Below are 20,568 nucleotides of genomic sequence, written 5' to 3'. Positions count from 1 at the left end.
GCTAAAATCTAATCTTAAAGGACACTGAAAACAGGCTACCAGTGTCTTTTTTCTTTTCAACTTGCTTCTTTTTTACTTGTTGTGTATTCGTCTGCTTTGTTTGTGTGTACTGGTTTGTATTTGAAGCTTGTAACACTTCATTTTGATTAACCTCAGGTAACGCTAATTGTGCTGAAAAAATAAGTGCAATAAGTGACATTGGTTGTTTCCGCTTTACATAAATTACGTTTGTGGGGCCATGATGCCGATTAAATTAATCCTTGTCTCTTATCAAACTATTATATCGCTAAATATAAGGTTTCGCTGGAAATTACTTATTTATTTCAATGTGTTAAATAAAACCTTATTTGGTTGTTTTTTAAATAAATAATATTACTTATAGAAAATAAAGTGAGTTATGCTAATATCGCGTTTATTTTTTGTTAACTGCGAGCAACGTGATTTATCAGTTAGGACCTTGGCTTTTTGATAGCGATTTATGTTTGCTATCGAATGATGATACTAAAACGGAATTAGACCCACTTCTTGGTAAGTTATTGCGGTATTTTATTGCACATCCAAAGCAAATTATTTCTCGCCAAATGTTGGTTGATAATGTTTGGCAGCAATCATTTGTTGATGACAATGCGATAAATCGTGCAATGTCTGAATTGAGAAAACAACTCCAGCATTCTGAGCTTGAAGCGCCGCTAATCAAAACCCATTATCGTAAAGGGTATAGCTTACAACTACAGCCAAAAATAATTGAAACTCAAAACACTGAAGTTAACGAAAAAGAGAAACCAACGCGAACGAATGTACGTCCAAATATTTTGCTTGTTATTGGTGTATTGCTGTTGGTTGTTGGGCAACTTTGTTGGTATTTTTGGCCAAAACAAAGTAGCGATTATGTGGCGACAGCAGATTTTAAAACCGAACTTGTAACTAACGATAGCGGCGCTGAAATGCTTCCGTTATTTAGTTTTGATAAAGCCTTTATGGCTTACACTCGCTCTTATCCAGATACCAAAGAGAGAAAAGTCCATATTAGACGCATGGCGGATAAGCAAGAAATTACGTTGATTCACCCAACAATGATGATTTCCGCATTGGCATGGCAAAATCAGCAGCACAGTTTAATTGTGCAGGCAGTAGATATCAGCTTGGGTAAATGCGAATTTCTGTTGGCAGATGTATCGGGCTTTACAGCACGTTCAGATTTTACTCATCTATCAGATTGTAATTACCAAACAGATGGCTACGTAGCGCTCGATAAACAAGGACGCTATTTGTATTACACATCGAGCAATAACGAACTAAAAACAAAAGCCTTGTTAAAGTACGATACAGAAACCAAGACATCACACGCATTGGTTCCGGCACGCCCTGATTTGTTTGGCCCAGCGATGCCAAAGCTGTCACAAGACGGAAAGTGGTTGGCTTATTTAATTTTTGAGAAAAATAAGCGTGTGCAAGTGTTTTTACATTCATTCGAAACGCTAGAGTCAAAAAGGCTATATCAAAATAAGTCAGCAACGTATTCATTTGCATTAGATTGGGTCGACGCAAAAACGTTGCGATTTATCGATTATGATCAAATCGTAACAATCGATATTCACTCATCAAGTGTCATTGAACGCCTATCACTACCTGATTTTGTGTTGCCTTATTATATAAGTCACAGAAACACAACAGATCTTTATTACACAACAGGTAACACCCAGCATTACGGTTTTAAACAAGTTGATGACTTTGGCCGTGGGCATGATGCGTACAGTATTTATGAATCAAAACACCACTCATATTTTATTCAGTACGATAATGAGCGCCAGCAATCCTATTTTATTTCTAAACGAAGTGGCATACCGCAGGTATGGCATGGTAACAAATTAGGCGTTAAGCAATTAACCCATTTTGAAGATAAAGCAACTGCATTATCAAAGTTAAAATTAAGCCCAAACAGCAACCATTTGTTGTTTGAACGAAATAACCGCATTGAAATTTTAAATGTAGAATCGGGCAAGTTGCGCAGCGTTGATTTTTTAGCGAACAAAGAACTATTGTCGATCATATGGGGCGAAAACAGTAATACTTTGTTGTATGTAGAAAAAGGTGATGATGCACGGGTAAAGCGTTATGATTTTATAACCGAGGAACAGCAAACCATATTATCAGTAAACTCATTGTCACTATTTAACAGTAATAACGGTGTGCCTTATGCCGCAACTGATAAAGGCTTAGTTAATCTTGATACTAAAGAATTAGTTACACTGCCTGACAATGTTATTGTCGATTTAAATATGCGATTTAACTCTGTAGATGATTACTTTTACGCAACTGACCGAATTAAAACGGTTTATCGTTTTAAAGATGGTGATAAAGAAGCCGATGTCAGTAAGCTCGATTTTAATATTCACAGTATGGACATAACAAATAAGCACCAAATATTACTTGGGAGCAGAATTATGAAAGATATAAATATCGAACGGATCTGGTGGTAAAACGCTATTTAACGCTCTGTTGCGTTCAAATATTAAGCTAAATTATATTTTTTCTTTCCACTATAACTTTCATTTATAATGGGTATTATTTGGCTAAATCCTGCTTGTGATATCCTCGTGTTACAATGCCAGAAAATGAATATCTAAAGTGAAGCCGACAGATAAAACAGACTATTGCGTAATCCCATTAACGTGCTTTAATTGGTTGCAAAGTGGTTAGGTTTTTGTTTGGTAATAATAACTATTATCAATGAGTTATTGACGACTTCGCTATTATGACCAGTAAGGTTATCAATTAGTATTAATTTACTGAGTTTTTCATGTTTTTTAGACTCGACAGTTTAGTGAGTGAGTAAAAATCATGTAAAATACTTAGTTCATATCTTTTCAAAAACACGTCGAGAGTTTTTTATGAGTTTGTACACAGAATACATGGAAGAAATTGAGGTTCGTAAAAAAGACCTTGGTTTAAACCCAAAGCCAATTGATAGTGCAGAGCTACTATCTGAAATCATCGCTCAAATTAAAGATACAACAAATGAGCACCGTGAAGATTCATTAAAATTCTTCATCTACAATACGCTTCCTGGTACTACACCAGCGGCAGGCGTTAAAGCGCAATTCTTAAAAGAAATCATTCTTGGTGAAGAAAGTGTTGCTGAAATTTCAGCTGATTTTGCGTTTGAACTACTTTCACACATGAAAGGTGGTCCATCAATCGCAGTATTACTTGATCTTGCACTAGGTAATGATGAAGCAGTTGCAAAACAAGCTGCTGATGTACTTAAAACACAAGTATTCCTATACGATGCAGATACAACGCGTTTACAAGATGCGTTCAAAGCAGGTAATGCGGTTGCGAAAGAAATTCTTGAAAGCTACGCAAATGCTGAGTTCTTCACAAAACTACCTAACATTCCTGAGAAGATTGAAGTTGTAACTTACATTGCAGGTGAAGGTGATATCTCTACCGATTTACTTTCTCCAGGTAACCAAGCGCACTCACGTGCTGATCGTGAATTACACGGCCAATGTATGATTACACCTGAAGCACAACAAGAAATTGTTGCACTTAAAGAAAAGCACCCTAACGCGAAAGTAATGCTTATCGCAGAAAAAGGAACTATGGGTGTTGGTTCTTCACGTATGTCTGGTGTGAACAACGTTGCACTTTGGGCAGGTGAGCAAGCGAGCCCATACGTTCCATTTATTAACATCGCACCGGTAGTTGCGGGTACTAACGGTATTGCGCCTATCTTCCTTACTACAGTTGACGTAACTGGTGGTATCGGTCTTGACCTTAAAAACTGGGTTAAGAAAGTAGACGCTGACGGTAAAACAGTTACAGACGCAAATGGCGACCCAGTACTAGAAGAAGCTTACTCAGTTGCAACGGGTACGGTATTAACAATTGATACTCAAGCGAAGAAACTATACAACGGTGACAAAGAGCTTGTAGATGTGTCGTCTGCATTCACGCCACAGAAAGTTGAATTCATGCGCGCGGGTGGCTCTTACGCGGTTGTATTCGGTAAGAAACTTCAAACGCTAGCAGCAGAAACGTTAGGCGTTGATGCACCAGCAGTTTACGCACCGTCAAAAGAAATCTCACACGAAGGTCAAGGCCTTACTGCTGTTGAGAAAATCTTTAACCGTAATGCAGTAGGTGTTCAATCTGAAACGCCACTTCACGCAGGTTCAAACGTACGTGTTAAAGTTAACATCGTAGGTTCGCAAGATACAACGGGCCCTATGACATGCCAGGAACTTGAAGCGATGGCTGCTTCAACGATTTCACCACTTGTAGATGGTGCTTATCAGTCTGGTTGTCATACAGCATCAGTTTGGGATGCAAAAGCGCAAGCAAACATTCCTAAATTAATGGCGTTCATGAACAAGTTTGGCCTTATCACTGCACGTGATCCTAAAGGCATTTACCACTCAATGACTGACGTAATCCACAAAGTATTAAACGATATTACTGTGGACGACCGTGCAATTATCATCGGTGGCGACTCGCACACGCGTATGTCTAAAGGTGTAGCATTCGGTGCCGACTCAGGTACTGTAGCACTTGCTTTAGCAACAGGTGAATCGGCAATGCCAATTCCTGACTCAGTTAAAGTAACGTTTAAAGGTAAAATGGCTAAGCACATGGACTTCCGTGACGTGGTACACGCAACGCAAGCACAAATGCTTAAGCAATTTGGCGGCGAGAATGTGTTCCAAGGTCGTATTATCGAAGTACACATTGGTACATTAATGGCTGACCAAGCGTTTACGTTCACTGACTGGACTGCAGAAATGAAAGCGAAAGCATCAATCTGTATTTCAAACGACGAAACACTTATCAAGTCAATTGAACTTGCTAAGAGCCGTATCCAAATCATGATCAACAAGGGTATGGAAAACGAAGCGAAGACGCTTCAAGGTCTTATCGACTTAGCTGACGAGCGTATCGCAGGTATTAAGTCTGGTGAGCAACCAGCACTTGCACCTGATGACAACGCGAAGTACTACGCAGAAGTTGTGGTTAACCTTGACGAAATCGTTGAGCCAATGATCGCTGACCCAGACGTAAACAACGATGACGTGTCTAAGCGTTACACGCACGATGTTATTCGTCCAGTTTCTTTCTACGATGGCAAGCCAGTTGACCTTGGTTTCGTTGGTTCGTGTATGGTTCACAAAGGTGACATGCAGATCATCGCGCAAATGCTACGTAACCTAGAAAAGCAAAACGGTTCAATCGAATTTAAAGCGCCACTTGTTGTTGCGCCACCAACATACAACATTGTTGATGAGCTTAAAGCAGAAGGTGATTGGGAAGTACTCGCTAAGTACGCAGGCTTTGAGTTTGACGATGCAAATCCGAAAACAGCTGCACGTACTAAGTACGAAAACATCCTATATCTTGAACGCCCAGGCTGTAACCTATGTATGGGTAACCAAGAGAAAGCTGAGCCGGGTGACACTGTAATCGCTACATCAACACGTCTTTTCCAAGGCCGTGTTGTAGCTGATACATCAGAGAAGAAAGGTGAATCACTACTTGGTTCAACACCATTAGTAGTACTTTCAACTATTCTTGGTCGCTTCCCAACTATGGCTGAATACTCAGCAGCAGTTGAAGGCATTGACCTAACAGCGTTCACACCGCTTGAAGAAGAACTAACGACTAAGTTCGGTTCAGAGCAAGCAGTACCAGTTAAAATGGTTTAATAAACCGATTTAACGAAAAAGCGCGGTAAGTTCTACTTACCGCGCTTTTTTATTATCTAACGAATCATTTGAGTATTCTTATCACTGCTCTGAAGCGAACCGTTATTCATGGTATTTGCGAATAACCGCAACTTTGCCATCTTCAATTTCGAGTACTTCCATCATCACATTTGAATATGCAAGAGGCTGCTTATTTTGCGGGTGAATGCCTTTGGCATTTGATGTGTAACGAATGGCAACGGCAGAGTTATTAAAAGCAAAGACATTGAGTAATTTTGAGTTGTATTCTGTGTGTGCACCTAAATAAAACGTCATGCCTTTACGCATTGCTTCTTTGCCATCGGGTTGTCTTGTATCGTCAGTCACATAAGGTAAATGCGTGTGACCTATATCATCGGTTAAAAATGCTAAGTAATTTTCTAACTCTTTTGATGTTGCGTTTGGTGCTTGAGTTGCAACCATTGCATTGTAGTAGTCTGTGGCGAATGCTTTTAGGTCAATTTTTTTTGTATCTGCAAGCACCGTAGGTATTGTTAAAAATGATAATAAGCAAATAATAATTAAGCGCATTTTAGTTCCTGTTGATTTTATAAACATCAACTAATCTAGCGACTTAATTTTTTAAAGCCAAGAAAAATAAAGGCTTAGAATTATTTTGTTACATTAATCGCAAAATGAAATCACTTAGCCAGTAGCAAATAACTATGGTCGATAAATGTATAAATGCTCGGATAACGAAAGTAAACTTGCTCACATTAATGTTCAATTTAGTCGATGCTATAACGGCTAAACTCATTACAAAAAACCACGGTGTGCAAACAAAAAACATTTCTTGTTTGATTACGCTTACCGCTAAATCGTGAACTAGTCCACTGATACTAAATGTTAAAATTAGAGCGAGAGAGTGCGGCAAAAAGAGCGTTAGTGGTTTTTGAATTTTCGTCGCTAAGTAATAGCCCCAGATCGGGTTCCAATAAAGCCAAAACTGCGAAAAGTTATTAGCACCAAGGGCATTTTTAAGCATGTTTGTAAGCGAGCCTGATGCACCGAGTGGTACACTATTACGGCGTTTTACATATTGTATAAGGGATAATTTTCTCGCCATAACTAGTCATCTATAGTAACAATCCATTAGTAATGGGCTGAAAACGACTCGCGCTGTAAATGAGTGACTGTGCAGTCAATTGTTCAACCCCATATACCCAAGTTTCTATACCATGTTTAGCTGCAACTTTTTGAAGTAGTAAATCAAAATCCCCATCGCCAGAGAGTAAACACACCACATCGACATTCGGCGCATGCTCTAAAACATCAATGGTAATACCTACATCCCAATCACCTTTTGCTGAGCCGTCAGCGCGTTGGATAAAGGGTTTTAGTTTTACGTCAAAGCCAATGTGTTTAAGTGCTTTTTGAAATTTATGCTGTTGGTCGTCTTGGCGCGCGATTGCGTATGCATTAGCGAGTACAATCTCCCCTTGATTTGATAATTGTTGCCATAATTCACGGTAATTAAATTGGCGTTGATAGGCTTGACGTGTGGTGTAGTAGATATTTTGAATATCTACAAAGAGCGCGATTTTTTTCAAAGTGATCATTTCATTTAATTGTTTGTGACACTATAGCAAGCATAGTTTGAGACTAACAGTGATGACATGCTGTGATATACTTCTCTTTTTGCAATATTTGAGTGTTCGCTTTGTCTTCAACTTCTTGTTTTTCAACTACGGCGTTATCGCCCGCGCTTTTAGAAAACTTAACCAGTTTAGGTTATACCACAATGACCGATATTCAGGCGCAAACCTTGCCGCTTATTCTTGCGGGTAAAGATGTGATTGGGCAGGGCAAAACAGGTTCGGGTAAAACGGCTGCGTTTTCACTTGGCTTGTTACATAACTTAAATGTTAAACGTTTTCGCGTACAAGCAGTGGTTGTGTGCCCAACACGTGAACTTGCCGACCAAGTAGCGGTAGAGATACGAAAGCTAGCGCGTGCGATTCACAATATTAAAGTGCTTGCATTATGTGGTGGCGCACCGATGGGGCCGCAAATTGGCTCGCTTGAACATGGCGCCCACATTGTGGTTGGTACGCCTGGGCGTATTGAAGAGCATTTACGAAAAGGGCGTTTAATTCTTGATGAAGTAAATACCTTTGTGCTTGATGAAGCCGATCGTATGCTAGAAATGGGGTTTGAAGAGTCGCTTAATTGCATCATTGAGCACCTACCAACAGCAAGACAAAATTTATTATTCAGTGCCACTTACCCAACTAAAATCGAGCAGTTAGCACAGCATGTAATGGTTAATCCTGAAAAAATCGTGGTCGAAGCAACGCATGATCACAGCTCAATTAGCCAATATTTTTATGAAGTTGAAAATAATGATGCACGTTTAGATGCGGTTAATCGCCTATTACTTAAGTTTCAGCCAAAATCAGCGGTGGTGTTTTGTAATACCAAAAGTGAATGTCAAAATGTATGCGATGAATTAAGTCATTTTGGCTTTGATAGTGCTGCGCTGCATGGTGATTTAGAACAAAAAGATCGTGACCGTACTTTAGTGCGCTTTGCTAACAAGAGTTTAACCATTTTGGTTGCAACCGATGTTGCGGCGCGCGGCATTGATGTTGACCATGTTGATATGGTGGTGAATTATCACATAGCGCACGATCCTGAAGTGCATGTTCACCGCATTGGCCGTACCGGCCGCGCCGGCAATAAAGGTATTGCCTGTTCGCTTATGAGTTATAAAGAATCTCATAAAGTGAATGCGTTAGAAGACTATTTAAAGATTGAAGCGTTGCCAACTGATTTACCAGGCGATGAAGTATTTGCCAACGCGATTGAGCGCGCGCCAAATATTACGCTGCAAATTGATGGTGGTAAAAAAGCAAAACTTCGCCCGGGGGATATTCTCGGTGCGCTTACGTCAAATAGCGCAATTACCGGTGAACACATTGGTAAAATCAAAGTAACGGCGATGACATCGTATGTCGCGGTAACACGAAAAATTGCCAATGCGGCTGTAAAAACCATTAGCGAAGGCAAAATGAAAGGCCGTAACTTTAGGGTACGCAAAGTCACTAAATAGTCGTACTCAATCTGTTATACGGGTGTGTGACAAAGTCACACACCTTTAAATAACGCGCTAATTTTAATAGTGTTTTCACTAACCTTATATCTACTCGCTTAGCGTTATATTTTATAAAAATACGCTAATGATAGAGCGTACCGTTTTTATAAATATCCGTTGACCACTGCTCCAGCAGTTCACTCGCTTTATCATGCTCTTCAGCAGAGAGCTTATCGTATTGTCTATTAACGAACCTAGAGAAGCGATTATAAATTTCGTCATTGTTGGTAAATTGGGTGATCAATTGGTTTAGAGCAAATGACTTTACATGACCAAATTTCCCTGCGTTTTGTGAGTGATGCAGATTCGACAATTGAATTAATGCATCAATACTGCCTTTTTTACCCGCTTGCTCCAACAGCGCAAGTTTTTGTGTCGTAAATGCATTGCGCGTTGCAATATAATCATCGCGCGATAATGATGCATAGCCTTGTGATTGCATGTAAAACTCAGCAGTGACGTGCCCTAATGTTTCCTGCGCAGGCACAAATCCTTGAGTTGCTGCAGTTTCTAAGTAGATGTAAAAGGCATTTAAATTTTCTGATTCAAGCCCTTGGCAATAACTATATTGTTCCTCGATTCGCTCAATTGCCACGGTGCTGTCTGTTAATTGGTAGGTTTGCTCAAGCTTGTCTTCAAACATTTGCTCATTTAACGGTGCGAATAAACAATAACGAAAATTACGGGCAAGAAGGTAACTCGCTTCAGCGTCCCCCGATTTTGCACGTAACTTTAATGTGCTTAACTGGCTCTTTATGCCATCATCAAAACGCCATTGAGGTTTGGTAATTTCAATTAAATGGCCTTGCTTGGTGTGCTTTGATTGTGTGGGTAACGCGTTAGTAATAGGCTGAGGTTCGGTGATTTTTTCATGCTCAAACCGTTCGATGTTCTGCTGCGTTTTAAGCGACGTATTTGTTATATCTTGCGTTGTGTTTTCGCCGTTTAAAATTAAAATAAGCGAAGTCACAGCGCACAAAGAAATTGCGATATAAGTAAATGCTTTCATAGTCACCAATTAGGATGCGCTAGGATTTTTTGCATTTAATGGTTGTTGGCGCGACAGAACGACTGTTTACATTATTTTGATGTGATTCATATTTAGTCCAACCAAGTGGGCATTGTGTCGCATCAAGTTCAACAATCGTATTTTTTGGCAGCAAACTTGATTGTTTGCTTAATGTTTCAATCACTTTTTCTAATTTAACAATTTTTCGTTCTAAACAACGCGTTTGTTCTTTCGCGCTGAGTTTTACAGAGCAGTCTTGTGCATTTGCACTCATCGAGTGTGTAACAAAAAACAGAAAGATTACGAATAGGGGAGCCAGTTTAAGTCTCATTTGAATGTCCTTTTAATGTGATACTGTTAATTTTTAATTTCGCGCATCTGCTATGCCCTGTTCAAACCCGATTACAAATGGTTCGATAGCAAAACCAATTAACAAACATAATGAGGCGGTTAACATCATATTGCGGTTATTTTTTTTGTAACCAATGCTAAAGAGCACAACAAACAGAACGAGCGTGAAAATTTCAACGTATTGCAAGGTCAAATCCTTTTGAAGTTAAAGTAATATACTTTTATGGGCTTTCTATATGATTGATATATTTACCAAATCTAAAAGCACTTTACTATAAACTCATCACAATAAATGTTAACAAATGTGTATTGCCGGGAAGCGGGTTGCTGTTGGTTTAAGTTGCAATTATAAGCCGTGTTTTTGATTATACGCTTTTAATGCATTTCTAACTTTCTCTACTAATGCTTTATCTGTTTTATTACTAAACGCTAAGCATCCTTCGGCGTCACTGGCCTTAGTTACCTCAATCAACTTTTCGATTTCAGACTCGGTATGATTAAAATGACGCAGATTCTCTGACATTTCCCACTCTGTTTGTAATACCAAATCTACTCGTCCAGCAAAAAACTTTCGTGCGCCTGCGTAAGGATCGCTCGTTACATCAAGATTAACGCCATTTTTGAAGCCATTTGCCAACAAATACTCATGATCAGATTCGCCTTTTTCGATGGATGTAACATAGCGCTTGGCGTGTTCAAGCGTGGTTACATTTATTTCTTTGCGCTTCGCTAACTTGTACAAGTTAACTTTAACTGGGCCAATAAGCGGACAAACCCATTGAAACAAGTTTTCACGCTCTTTTGTTTTAAGAATGGTATAAATAAGGGTGTTTTCGTCGTTAGCGGTTAAAATCATAGAACGCGCCCACGGGTAAGACGTAATTTGGTAGTCAATATTAATACTGTCTAGAATAGCTTTGACGCGCTCAGTCGCGCGACCAACCACTTCACCGTGCTCGTTTGTATAATTATATGGTCGCCACTCTTCGGTGACCACATTGAGCTTTGCGCTTGCCGCTACATATAGCGAAAACGTGCAAAGTATTAAACAAACATTAAAAATAGCTATTCGATACAAACTCGTACCCACTCCATGCGTTATGTGTTTAATAACGTACCTTTCAGTTAAAAACGCTTTTACATTCAATTATATAACAAGTAATCGTTTTTAGTGTTCGGCATAATTTAACTATTATTCCCGTTATTAATATATAACGTAGTTAAATCTAAATAAACCGACAAAATTCTTATTTAATGTGTTACTTCTTTGTTTCTGTATTCGGTGCGTTTAACGCTTTGCTGCAAACGAGCGTTACTTTATTTTATTGCTGTTTAAAAACGCCCAACATAAACAATGTAGAGCGTGTTTTACTTTACGCTCTAGTCTTCTGACTGATTGTTGTCAGGTGTCGTTTGTGCCAGTTTTTCACGCTCTGCTTTCGAGATGTATTTTGGCTTATTATTTTTGTTCAGCTTTTCGTTTGCTTTCTTGTCTTTCTTTTTCAGCTTTTCATAAATTTTTTTGCGGCGGTTCATAGTATTCTCACTTAATAAATCGCCGCGGAGTTTAGCATAGTCTGCCATATCTCAACGTATTTTTATTGCTTTGGTAATACAATGTTATATTTCAACATAGCATGGTCACTACCCGGGATATATTGGGTGGTTAATGTATCGAGTAATAGTGAGTCACTTAGTAAGCAGTGGTCAATGGTAAGTGCAAAAATCGAATATAACGGCTGCGGTAATTTAACAGGTGACCAAGATGCATAATGGCCAGCTAATTGATAGCAAGTGTTGAAACGCCCAACACGGATAAAGTGTTGTGACAACGGTCCGGTATTAAAATCTCCTAATACTAATGTGTGTTTAATGTCATGGGGTTGGTTTAATAGGTTTGTTAAGTACAACAACATCATATTGCGTTTATGCCACAATTTTTGATTACGCGGCGAGGGTGGGTGCAGCGCAAATACACGCAACTTTTGATGTTCTACGGCTAAATGCAGTTCGACAATAACACCCCGTACGCTGTTTTCAAAAACTGAGTGAGTGATACGTTGCAAAATTGGGAATTTAGTAATGACACCGATACCATCTGGAAACCCTTCAATTTCGGCAGAGCCATAATCAAAGTAATTTCCACGCAGCGCGATAAAGCGTGCGCGATCCGTATCATTCACTTCAAATAGAGCTGTTATATCGCTACCTTCGTTGCCAAGTAGGTTGTAAACGCCTTCAATATCTGCGTTGTAATAATTAAGGTTAAGTTGGTTTACCGTAATGCTGGGGTCGTTGTAGTAATTAAATGAAAGATTTATAGGTAGATTTAATAACAGTGTGGTGAATGTAATCACAGCGATGCTAGATGCTAATTTTGGCTTTATAAAAATGAGTATCAACGATAAGCCAAAGCTCAGCATCAATAGGTGTGGAATAAAACTTGTCACTAAATCAAGCCAATAATAAGTGGCTGAAAGCGACGACATTGCAACTAGCGCCAACGTGAAGGCAACGCTGATAATTATAAGTAGTAAATATTTAACCATGATTGCGTAAGGACAAGTAGCTTAACTCTTTTTAGTCATTTAACTAATAGTATAGTAAGCATTTTCAACTTGTTATTTGCAGTATAATCGAGTTTTAAGTGATACGTTCACTATTTAAATGTATTAAGAAATAAGCACATGTTTAAAACTAACGTCTTATTTAACTCACTAGAGCGGCTTTTATTGGATGATGCACAATCAACTTTAAAAACCATGGTACTTGCTAACGCTCTGTGCTACTCTGCGCGACCTTTTTTTGCTTAGGAGTATGCGATGATTGTTGGTTTTGATTATGGTAGTTCAAATTGCGCTATGGGTGTTTTAGAGCAAGGTGTTCCTAAGCTTGTACCGCTAGAGAATGGCAAACCGTATTTACCATCGACTTTATATGCACAGCACAACAGTTTAATTGTTGACTATGTTGCTAAAAATTTAGCTAAGGGCGATCTGGCTGACACCTACGTTAGTCAACGTAAAGGACTCTTGGCGGGTATTCCTGCTATTCGCAGCGATCTTGATTTAGCAAATAATGAAAGCGGAATTTACATTGGGCGAGAAGCCATCGATGAGTACATAGAATTCCCCGAAGAAGGCTTTTACGTTAAATCTCCTAAATCATTTTTCGGTGCAACCGGATTAAAACCTGAGCAAATTGCATTTTTTGAAGACATTGCTACAGCCATGATTATGGCAATCAAAACCCGCGCCGAAAACCATTTAAAACATAGTTTATCGCATACGGTAATTGGTCGCCCAGTTAACTTTCAAGCCGTTGGCGGAGAAGAAAGCAATCAACAAGCGATTAGTATATTAACCAAGGCAGCACTGCGAGCAGGGTTTAAACACGTAGAATTCTTGTATGAGCCACTGGCTGCTGGTATCGACTTTGAAACCTCCCTCACTGAAAATACTAAAGTGTTGGTGGTTGATATTGGCGGTGGTACGTCGGATTGCTCATTCGTGCAAATGGGTCCATCGTTTCGCGAAAACCATGATCGCAGCAACGACTTTCTTTCGCATACAGGTAAACGTATTGGCGGAAACGATTTAGACATCGCCCTGAGTTTTCATAAATTGATGCCGCAATTTGGTTTAGGAACACAAATGAAATCGGGTTTACCTATGCCACATCCACTTTATTGGCAAGCGTGTAAAATCAACGATATTCATTTGCAAAGTGAGTTTTACAGCGATACAAATCATCGCGAATTAACGCGTTTATTGCGTGATGTAGAGCAGCCAAATTTACTTTCGCGTTTAATTAAAGTGCTTGAGAATAAACAATCTCATCAAGTCGTTAGGCAAGGGGAGTTGGCGAAAATTGGTTTATCGGAACAGAGCACGCATCATGCAGATCTTTCGTTTGTTGAATCTGATCTTATGCAGTTAATTGAACATCATGATTTGAGCGATGCGATTAATGACAGTTTAAAGCAAATGGTGAACCTTGCGAACGACGCAATTTGTGCTGCCGGTACCCGCCCAGATGTGATTTATCTTACTGGCGGCAGTGCACAATCGCCATTACTCAAACAGGCATTACAACAGGCTTTGGGTGATATCCCAATGTTAAATGGTGACAACTTTGGTAGTGTAACTGCTGGTTTAACGAAGTGGGCGAATAAAATCTTTAAATAACCCGGTTTTAAAAAGGTTAATCAGCTTAAAATTAGCGTTGCATAAGGATTTGTTGCGCTAATGCAAAAGCGACACAACACGGCGTACTTATAAACACAATAACGCATTATGTTTTAAGTGACGTATTTCCTTGAAATTAGGTACACCCTTTGCTTATATTAAATTATTGCAAATGGAGTCGCGCAATATTAAGCCAGTCGCTACCTAACTTATCAAGGATGACTTATGAATACGTCAGCACAAACCAATACGTCACACTCGTTGGTTAACCCCACCTTTCAACGTAAGCTCGATTGGGTAATGGTGTTGTTATTAACCGTGTTAATTATCGCAAATGCGTATCTTGCTCATTACGCCACAATAAACCATGGTGCATTTGATGTTCCCAGCAAGCAAATTGCGTTTATTCTTGGTACCACATTTGGTTTACCGTTTGTGGCAGTAGCAACGACCTTGCTTTTTCCTTCAATGAGAATGCTTTCAACGCAAATTAAAGTGTTAACACTTACATCGGCAATTGTGTTTGTGTCAAATGTGCCGCTACTGGCATTGGCGTTTTAACTATTCTACGTGATTTATTACTACAAACTCGCTCGGTGTTAGTGCGCTAAAGGTCGCGTGTTTAGTACGTACTAGTGTGCCATCAGTTGCCATTATTTGTCGCTCTGTAGTTTCAACATCAAGGTTACCCTTATAGAAATATGCTAATGTTTCTGTATCTGCACGGTAGCTTTCGCCAGCGGCGAGTTTAACGATGTAAATATGGGTTTTACTATCAAACGTAGCGTTTTGAGTTTTATCACCGCCGTAAATATGTGTAATGCCTTGTTTGTCTGTTTTATAGTATTTATACGCTGCGGGTTCGCCTAATGTGTCTGGCAACGCCCATAATTGCAATAAACGATTAGTTGACGAATTTGGGTTTATTTCATTGTGTGAAAAGCCTTCACCACCAGCGCGCTGTACTTGCGCATCACCCGCTTTCAGATTTTTACCGTGCTCTAATGAACCTTCGTGGGTGACTTGCCCATCAAGCATGATAGTGATGACGTCTATCTCTTTATGAGGGTGCATTGTGGTTTCACCAAATGGGTTAAATTTGGCATCAGCCAAATAAACAAATTGACCCAATCCTTCGAAAGTTAACGGTGATTTACGTGAACCGAATAATCGACTATCCGTGACAAAACGGTGTTCAACTAAACCAGCAAAACCTCCAAGTGGTAATTCATTACGTGTTAATACTTGCATTGTATTTCCTATTCATTTTCTACTTTGATAGACACATAGTAGAGTGAAATTATTGTTTTAAAAATGCCTATTTATGATTAAGATAAATTCATTTTCAACAACAATTAGAATCAATGCTTAACTTAAATGACATGATGGTGTTCCTTGCGGTGGTAGAAAGCGGTAGCTTTACCGCAGCAGCACAAAGGTTAGCAATGCCAAAAGCTAACGTCAGTCGAAAAATAGCAAAACTAGAGTCAACGTTAGGTATTACCTTACTTGAAAGAACCACGCGTTCGCAAAAATTAACAGAAGCGGGCAAGCACTATATAGCGCACTGCAAACGTATTTATGAAGAAGCAGCACTAGCCAATGCGGTTATTGATAAGGCACGAAATACAGTTTCGGGTGAAATAAAAATCGGCGCATCTGTGTCGATTGGTCAAGAGATTTTAAAGCCCAAGATCACTGAATTTTTATCTCAATATCCCGAGCTTTCATTGCAACTTAATTTAACTAATCAACGTGTCGACTTAGTTGAAGGTGGATTTGATATGTTAGTGCGCATTGGCAAGCTTGAGGATTCGAACTTAATAGCTAAAAAGTTAGGCTGCGCGACTCGAGGGTTGTACGCAAGCCCAAAATACTTAAACGCGTTAGCAACTAAACCCGAGATTAAATCTCTAGACACACTAAATTGGCTTGTAATGAGCAGCAGTATTAGCGTGTCGGGCATTACGCTATTAAACCAACGTCAAGCACAGGAAGTTAGTTTTTCGCCCAAACTGGTTGTTGATGACTTTAGTGTGATTAAGCAAGCGTGTATTGACGGGCTAGGTATAACCGCCTTACCCAATTATATGTGTCAAGATGATGTAAACTCTGGGCGTTTGGTTAAGGTATTACCAAATTGGCAATTGACGCCGTCAGATATGTACGCGATTTATCCTAGAAACCGTATAAACTTACCAAAAATAAAAATATTACTGCAGCTTTTAGAAAGTGTATTTAGTGAAAAATTAGCGTGCTAGTAAAAAAGGGAAGCATTTGCTTCCCTTAATGTGTGTTAGGTGTAAATGGTAAATAACTCAGAGTTAACCCATAAATGCACCAAAATACTTGCGGCATAACCAAGCGCAATCACCGGTGCCCATTTTAAATGACCAAAGAAGGTATAGTAACCACGCGCTTGACCCATTAATGCCACACCCGCCGCAGAACCAATTGATAACAAGCTACCGCCCACGCCTGCTGTAAGCGTAATTAATAACCACTGACCATGTGATAATTCAGGCGACATGGCAAGTACCGCAAACATGACTGGAATGTTATCGATAACCGCAGAAATCATCCCCAGTAATACGTTTGCCGTCGTTGCTGACATACCGCCGTATAGCGCTTCAGACATTAATGTTAAATAGCCCAAGAAACCAAGACCGCCAACACACACTACGATGCCGTAGAAGAATAATAAGGTGTCCCATTCTGCGCGTGATACTTTAGCAAATACATCAAACGGTACTACGCTACCCAATGATTTTAAGCGTCTTTCATCGCCTTTACTTTCAGCAAGCGCCTTTTTACGTGCAAGAGAGCCTGGTAATGTCATACGCAGGAAATAACCAAAGAATTGTAAATAACCTAGACCCATCATCATGCCAAGTACTGGTGGTAAGTGAAGTAGGCTATGACACAATACAGCTGTGGTTACGGTAAGTAAAAATAGGCATAAGATGCGTATTGCACCGCGCTTTAGTTCAACATCTACTTGCGCTGCAGCTGGCTGTTTACGCTCAACAAAGAAGCTCATAATCGCAGCTGGTACAAGATAATTAACTACTGACGGTAAGAATAACGCAAAGAATTCAAGGAATTCGACTTTGCCTGCTTGCCACACCATAAGTGTTGTAATATCGCCAAATGGACTAAATGCGCCACCCGCATTAGCTGCAATAACAATGTTAATACAGCACAAATTAATAAACTTCTTGTCGCCTTCAGCCACTTTCATTACCACAGCACACATGAGTAGTGCGGTGGTTAAGTTGTCTGCAATTGGTGAGATAAAGAATGATAACCAACCAGTTAACCAAAATAGCACAGGATAACTAAAGCCTTTACGGATCATCCATGCGCGCAATGCATCAAATACTCTACGTTCTTCAAGTGCATTAATGTAGGTCATGGCAACTAATAGGAACAACATTAACTCGGCAAATTCTAGCAAGTTGTGTCTAAACGCAGCTTCTGTGATCCCTGGCAAGTTATTATTTACGTAATAACTACCAATTAAAATCCAAATCAAACCTGCGGCAACCAATACTGGCTTGGACTTACGCATATGTAATTTTTCTTCAAGCATCACAAATGCGTATGCTAAAACGAAAATTGCGATACAGATGTAGCCCAGCGTGCTCGCAGTTAAATCAAGAGGAGAGCCTACCGTGGAGGCGGCCATTGAAGTCGGAGTAAACAGCATAAAGCTGAATAACAGTAGACACAAAAACAGCTTGTTATTCATGAGTGAAGCCTTGTATTAAAATTACAGCGTTTGTTAAAAAGCGCGCGAACATTAACACAAATATTTAACAAGTTGCATAGTACAGAGGTCTAAGTGGCTAAAATATTGACAAATAGCGGAAATAGATCAAAAGAATGTGTGATTTATGAGTGCCACGCTAAGTAGACGAGCGTTTAATGCTAAGTGATTACGCCATATACAAAAATAAAGGTGATAAAGGCGGTTTAGAATAAAGTAAAATGAGAGTATCCAGCCATTTGTTAAATTAACATGTGGTGTTAACAAAAAAGCCCAGCTTAAGCCGGGCTTTTAAACGTACTATTTTGATTACCAGATGCGAACACGCTCTTCTGGTTTAAGGTAAAGTGCATCACCTTCTTTTACGTCAAACGCTTTGTACCAAGCATCATGGTTACGTGGCGCAAGTGCACGGAAACGACCTGGTGCGTGAGTACCCGCGCGTAATTGGTTTAGCATGCTTTGCTCAGTGCGTTTTTCTTTCCACACTTGTGCCCACGCTAAGAAGAAACGCTGATCGCCTGTTAAGCCATCAATTACTTCGGCTTCTTTACCGTTAAGGCTTAATTTATACGCGTGATAAGCCATTGCAAGGCCGCCCACATCACCGATGTTTTCACCTAAGCTGTTACGACCGTTTACAAAGTTATCTGGAATTGGTTCGTACTTGCTGTACTGCTCAGCTAATTTGTCTGCTTTTGCTTCAAAGGCAGAACGGTCTGAATCAGTCCACCAGTTACGTTGAATACCGTTAGCGTCAGATTTCGAACCCTGATCATCAAAACCGTGACCCATTTCGTGACCAATTACCGCACCAATCGCACCATAGTTAACGGCCGCGTCAGCGTTTGGATCAAAGAATGGCGGCTGTAAGATCGCAGCTGGGAATACAATCTCATTAAACGAGCTGTTGTAGTATGCATTTACGCGCTGTGGTGTCATGCCCCAACGATTACGATCTGTTTTTTCTAGCTCTTTTGCTGCACTTTCTGCACGGAAGAATTGACGCGTGTTACGCACATTACCCATTAAATCATCTTTTGCGATTTTCAGGCCGTCGAATTCCTGCCATACATCTGGGTAACCAATTTTAGGATTAAACGCAGCTAGTTTCGCTTTTGCGTTAACCTTAGTTTCAGCGCCCATCCAGTCTAAACCATCGATACGCTCACCAAGTGCAGTACGAAGGTTTTCTACAAGCTCAGCCATTTGTGCTTTTGATGACTCTGGGAAGTAACGTTTTACGTATACTTTACCAATTGCAAAGCCCATTGATTCAGTGCCAGACATTGCACCAATTGCACGCTTCCAACGTGGACGCGGTTCTTGTTGACCACTTAATTCTTTACCGAAGAATTCGAAATTATTTGCATAGATTTCTTCAGAAAGTAGGCTTGCATTACCACGGATCGCATGAAACGTTAGGTAATCTTTCCAAACGTTAATGTCTTCACCGTTAATCAGTGAAATCATGGCTTTGATTGGTTCTGGCTGCGCCATATTTAGCTGCGGTACTTTATAACCAGTTTGCTCAAAATACAGGTCCCAGTTAAAGCCAGGGTATTCTTTTGCAAGGTCTGTGCGCTTAATTTGGTTTAATGTTAAATCGCGATTACGACGCTTTTCACGTGGCCAATGACCCTCGGCAATTTTAGTTTCAAGCGCTAAAATTGCTTTTGCACGTTCTTCGGTGTTGTCAACGCCGGCAAATTTAAGTGCACTTGCAATGTGCGCAACATATGCGTCACGTGTCTTAGCAAAACGCTCACTGTCTTCAAGGTAATATGAACGATCTGGTAAACCTAAACCGTCAGCGCCCATCGACATTTCATATTGATTCGGGTCTAAACGGTTAAACCACATGCCACCGCCAATCGGTGATGACACACTTGTTAGCCATGCATTACCAAAGATACGCGTTAAGTCATCCGTGTTTTTAACTGAACCAATTTCATCAAGTAAACCTTGGATTGGCGTAATGCCTTTTTTGTTGATTGTTTCAACATCCATATACGCATTGTAGAAATCAGCAATCATTTGCTCTTCTGCGTTTAGGTCTTTACGACTTGTGATATCGTCGATGATTTCTTTAACTTGTTTTTCACTGCGTTCAGCTAGCGCAGTAAATGCACCAAAGCGCGTTTTATCCGCTGGCATTACATAGTTGTCGTACCATGTACCACTTGCGTACATAAAGAAGTCGTCACCTGGTTTCACATCTAAATTACGAGCAGTCAGGTCAACACCAAAGCTGCCAAGCTCTGCTTTAGTTTGTGCTGCTGTTTTTGTGGCTACAGGTGCTTTCGCTTGTTGTTCTTTTTCTACTTTAGCGGTATCAGCTTGTTGGTCACCACAACCACCAAGAAACGCAGTTGCAAGTGCAACTGCAAGAATTGATTTTTTCATTAAGATTTCCC

The 20,568-nt window shown here is 39.9% G+C and carries 19 protein-coding genes; 6 read left to right on the top strand and 13 right to left on the bottom strand.

What is annotated here, in order from left to right; translation table 11 throughout:
• Position 1 precedes the first annotated feature (1 nt).
• Complete coding sequence (locus tag AC2IOM_RS15750; RefSeq protein ID WP_100915340.1) at positions 2 to 199, bottom strand: hypothetical protein; 198 nt, start codon at positions 197 to 199, stop codon at positions 2 to 4.
• Positions 200 to 437: 238 nt separating this feature from the next.
• On the opposite strand from AC2IOM_RS15750, the gene AC2IOM_RS15745 reads away from it, so the two are divergent.
• Together AC2IOM_RS15745 and AC2IOM_RS15740 are read left to right on the top strand one after the other, a co-directional pair.
• Positions 438 to 2,480 (top strand): winged helix-turn-helix domain-containing protein, encoded by a 2,043-nt coding sequence (locus AC2IOM_RS15745; protein ID WP_486360354.1) that lies wholly within the window; start codon positions 438 to 440, stop codon positions 2,478 to 2,480.
• A 411-nt stretch (positions 2,481 to 2,891) separates the two neighbouring features.
• A complete protein-coding gene (locus AC2IOM_RS15740; RefSeq protein WP_486360353.1) occupies positions 2,892 to 5,702 on the top strand; it encodes a bifunctional aconitate hydratase 2/2-methylisocitrate dehydratase in 2,811 nt (936 codons plus the stop codon).
• 102 nt (positions 5,703 to 5,804) lie between these two features.
• On the opposite strand, the gene AC2IOM_RS15735 is transcribed toward AC2IOM_RS15740, so the two are convergent.
• From AC2IOM_RS15735 to AC2IOM_RS15725, 3 genes are all read right to left on the bottom strand, one after another.
• The gene (locus tag AC2IOM_RS15735; protein WP_138630963.1) at positions 5,805 to 6,272 is read right to left on the bottom strand and encodes a nuclear transport factor 2-like protein; all 468 of its coding nucleotides are present in this window, start codon (positions 6,270 to 6,272) and stop codon (positions 5,805 to 5,807) included.
• Between the two features lie 88 nt (positions 6,273 to 6,360).
• Complete coding sequence (locus tag AC2IOM_RS15730; RefSeq protein WP_486360352.1) at positions 6,361 to 6,807, bottom strand: acyltransferase; 447 nt, start codon at positions 6,805 to 6,807, stop codon at positions 6,361 to 6,363.
• Between the two features lie 10 nt (positions 6,808 to 6,817).
• Positions 6,818 to 7,291, bottom strand: a complete 474-nt coding sequence (locus AC2IOM_RS15725) for an NYN domain-containing protein (RefSeq protein ID WP_421973620.1) — start codon at positions 7,289 to 7,291, stop codon at positions 6,818 to 6,820.
• 101 nt (positions 7,292 to 7,392) lie between these two features.
• On the opposite strand from AC2IOM_RS15725, the gene dbpA reads away from it, so the two are divergent.
• Complete coding sequence (dbpA, locus tag AC2IOM_RS15720) at positions 7,393 to 8,793, top strand: ATP-dependent RNA helicase DbpA (protein WP_486360351.1); 1,401 nt, start codon at positions 7,393 to 7,395, stop codon at positions 8,791 to 8,793.
• A 124-nt stretch (positions 8,794 to 8,917) separates the two neighbouring features.
• Here the strand turns inward: dbpA and AC2IOM_RS15715 are convergent, their stop codons facing one another.
• The 6 genes from AC2IOM_RS15715 to AC2IOM_RS15690 form a co-directional block, all read right to left on the bottom strand.
• The gene (locus tag AC2IOM_RS15715) at positions 8,918 to 9,844 is read right to left on the bottom strand and encodes a hypothetical protein (protein WP_486360350.1); all 927 of its coding nucleotides are present in this window, start codon (positions 9,842 to 9,844) and stop codon (positions 8,918 to 8,920) included.
• 19 nt (positions 9,845 to 9,863) lie between these two features.
• Positions 9,864 to 10,175, bottom strand: a complete 312-nt coding sequence (locus AC2IOM_RS15710; protein ID WP_486360349.1) for a hypothetical protein — start codon at positions 10,173 to 10,175, stop codon at positions 9,864 to 9,866.
• Positions 10,176 to 10,208: 33 nt separating this feature from the next.
• Positions 10,209 to 10,382, bottom strand: a complete 174-nt coding sequence (locus AC2IOM_RS15705; RefSeq protein ID WP_158683559.1) for a hypothetical protein — start codon at positions 10,380 to 10,382, stop codon at positions 10,209 to 10,211.
• Between the two features lie 159 nt (positions 10,383 to 10,541).
• The gene (locus AC2IOM_RS15700; protein WP_100915886.1) at positions 10,542 to 11,273 is read right to left on the bottom strand and encodes a substrate-binding periplasmic protein; all 732 of its coding nucleotides are present in this window, start codon (positions 11,271 to 11,273) and stop codon (positions 10,542 to 10,544) included.
• Between the two features lie 302 nt (positions 11,274 to 11,575).
• A complete protein-coding gene (locus AC2IOM_RS15695) occupies positions 11,576 to 11,731 on the bottom strand; it encodes a DUF2986 domain-containing protein (protein ID WP_084616604.1) in 156 nt (51 codons plus the stop codon).
• 62 nt (positions 11,732 to 11,793) lie between these two features.
• The gene (locus tag AC2IOM_RS15690; protein WP_486360348.1) at positions 11,794 to 12,684 is read right to left on the bottom strand and encodes an endonuclease/exonuclease/phosphatase family protein; all 891 of its coding nucleotides are present in this window, start codon (positions 12,682 to 12,684) and stop codon (positions 11,794 to 11,796) included.
• Positions 12,685 to 13,017: 333 nt separating this feature from the next.
• On the opposite strand from AC2IOM_RS15690, the gene yegD reads away from it, so the two are divergent.
• Positions 13,018 to 14,382 (top strand): molecular chaperone, encoded by a 1,365-nt coding sequence (gene yegD, locus AC2IOM_RS15685; RefSeq protein WP_486360347.1) that lies wholly within the window; start codon positions 13,018 to 13,020, stop codon positions 14,380 to 14,382.
• 225 nt (positions 14,383 to 14,607) lie between these two features.
• Entirely contained in the window at positions 14,608 to 14,943 is a 336-nt protein-coding gene (locus AC2IOM_RS15680; RefSeq protein ID WP_486360346.1) for a hypothetical protein, read from the top strand.
• Here the strand turns inward: AC2IOM_RS15680 and AC2IOM_RS15675 are convergent, their stop codons facing one another.
• The gene (locus AC2IOM_RS15675; protein ID WP_486360345.1) at positions 14,944 to 15,633 is read right to left on the bottom strand and encodes a pirin family protein; all 690 of its coding nucleotides are present in this window, start codon (positions 15,631 to 15,633) and stop codon (positions 14,944 to 14,946) included. It lies immediately after the preceding gene.
• A gap of 113 nt (positions 15,634 to 15,746) precedes the next feature.
• On the opposite strand from AC2IOM_RS15675, the gene AC2IOM_RS15670 reads away from it, so the two are divergent.
• Complete coding sequence (locus AC2IOM_RS15670; RefSeq protein WP_486360344.1) at positions 15,747 to 16,643, top strand: LysR family transcriptional regulator; 897 nt, start codon at positions 15,747 to 15,749, stop codon at positions 16,641 to 16,643.
• A 35-nt stretch (positions 16,644 to 16,678) separates the two neighbouring features.
• Here AC2IOM_RS15670 and nhaD read toward each other — a convergent pair whose 3' ends face one another.
• Together nhaD and AC2IOM_RS15660 are read right to left on the bottom strand one after the other, a co-directional pair.
• Positions 16,679 to 18,091, bottom strand: a complete 1,413-nt coding sequence (nhaD, locus tag AC2IOM_RS15665; RefSeq protein ID WP_100915884.1) for a sodium:proton antiporter NhaD — start codon at positions 18,089 to 18,091, stop codon at positions 16,679 to 16,681.
• Positions 18,092 to 18,460: 369 nt separating this feature from the next.
• The gene (locus AC2IOM_RS15660; RefSeq protein WP_486360343.1) at positions 18,461 to 20,557 is read right to left on the bottom strand and encodes a M13 family metallopeptidase; all 2,097 of its coding nucleotides are present in this window, start codon (positions 20,555 to 20,557) and stop codon (positions 18,461 to 18,463) included.
• Positions 20,558 to 20,568: the final 11 nt, after the last annotated feature.

It is taken from the genome of Pseudoalteromonas sp. NS-SX12, assembly GCF_057367955.1.
This window is presented reverse-complemented; position numbering and strand designations above follow the sequence as displayed.

Bases quoted from the DNA above. Each gene is read 5' to 3' on its own strand.
- AC2IOM_RS15750 (WP_100915340.1), bottom strand. From the start codon at position 199: ATGTCACTTATTGCACTTATTTTTTCAGCACAATTAGCGTTACCTGAG.
- AC2IOM_RS15740 (WP_486360353.1), top strand. From the start codon at position 2,892: ATGAGTTTGTACACAGAATACATGGAAGAAATTGAGGTTCGTAAAAAA.
- AC2IOM_RS15735 (WP_138630963.1), bottom strand. From the start codon at position 6,272: ATGCGCTTAATTATTATTTGCTTATTATCATTTTTAACAATACCTACG.
- AC2IOM_RS15730 (WP_486360352.1), bottom strand. From the start codon at position 6,807: ATGGCGAGAAAATTATCCCTTATACAATATGTAAAACGCCGTAATAGT.
- AC2IOM_RS15715 (WP_486360350.1), bottom strand. From the start codon at position 9,844: ATGAAAGCATTTACTTATATCGCAATTTCTTTGTGCGCTGTGACTTCG.
- AC2IOM_RS15710 (WP_486360349.1), bottom strand. From the start codon at position 10,175: ATGAGACTTAAACTGGCTCCCCTATTCGTAATCTTTCTGTTTTTTGTT.
- AC2IOM_RS15695 (WP_084616604.1), bottom strand. From the start codon at position 11,731: ATGAACCGCCGCAAAAAAATTTATGAAAAGCTGAAAAAGAAAGACAAG.
- AC2IOM_RS15690 (WP_486360348.1), bottom strand. From the start codon at position 12,684: ATGTCGTCGCTTTCAGCCACTTATTATTGGCTTGATTTAGTGACAAGT.
- yegD (WP_486360347.1), top strand. From the start codon at position 13,018: ATGATTGTTGGTTTTGATTATGGTAGTTCAAATTGCGCTATGGGTGTT.
- AC2IOM_RS15680 (WP_486360346.1), top strand. From the start codon at position 14,608: ATGAATACGTCAGCACAAACCAATACGTCACACTCGTTGGTTAACCCC.
- AC2IOM_RS15675 (WP_486360345.1), bottom strand. From the start codon at position 15,633: ATGCAAGTATTAACACGTAATGAATTACCACTTGGAGGTTTTGCTGGT.
- AC2IOM_RS15670 (WP_486360344.1), top strand. From the start codon at position 15,747: ATGCTTAACTTAAATGACATGATGGTGTTCCTTGCGGTGGTAGAAAGC.
- nhaD (WP_100915884.1), bottom strand. From the start codon at position 18,091: ATGCTGTTTACTCCGACTTCAATGGCCGCCTCCACGGTAGGCTCTCCT.
- AC2IOM_RS15660 (WP_486360343.1), bottom strand. From the start codon at position 20,557: ATGAAAAAATCAATTCTTGCAGTTGCACTTGCAACTGCGTTTCTTGGT.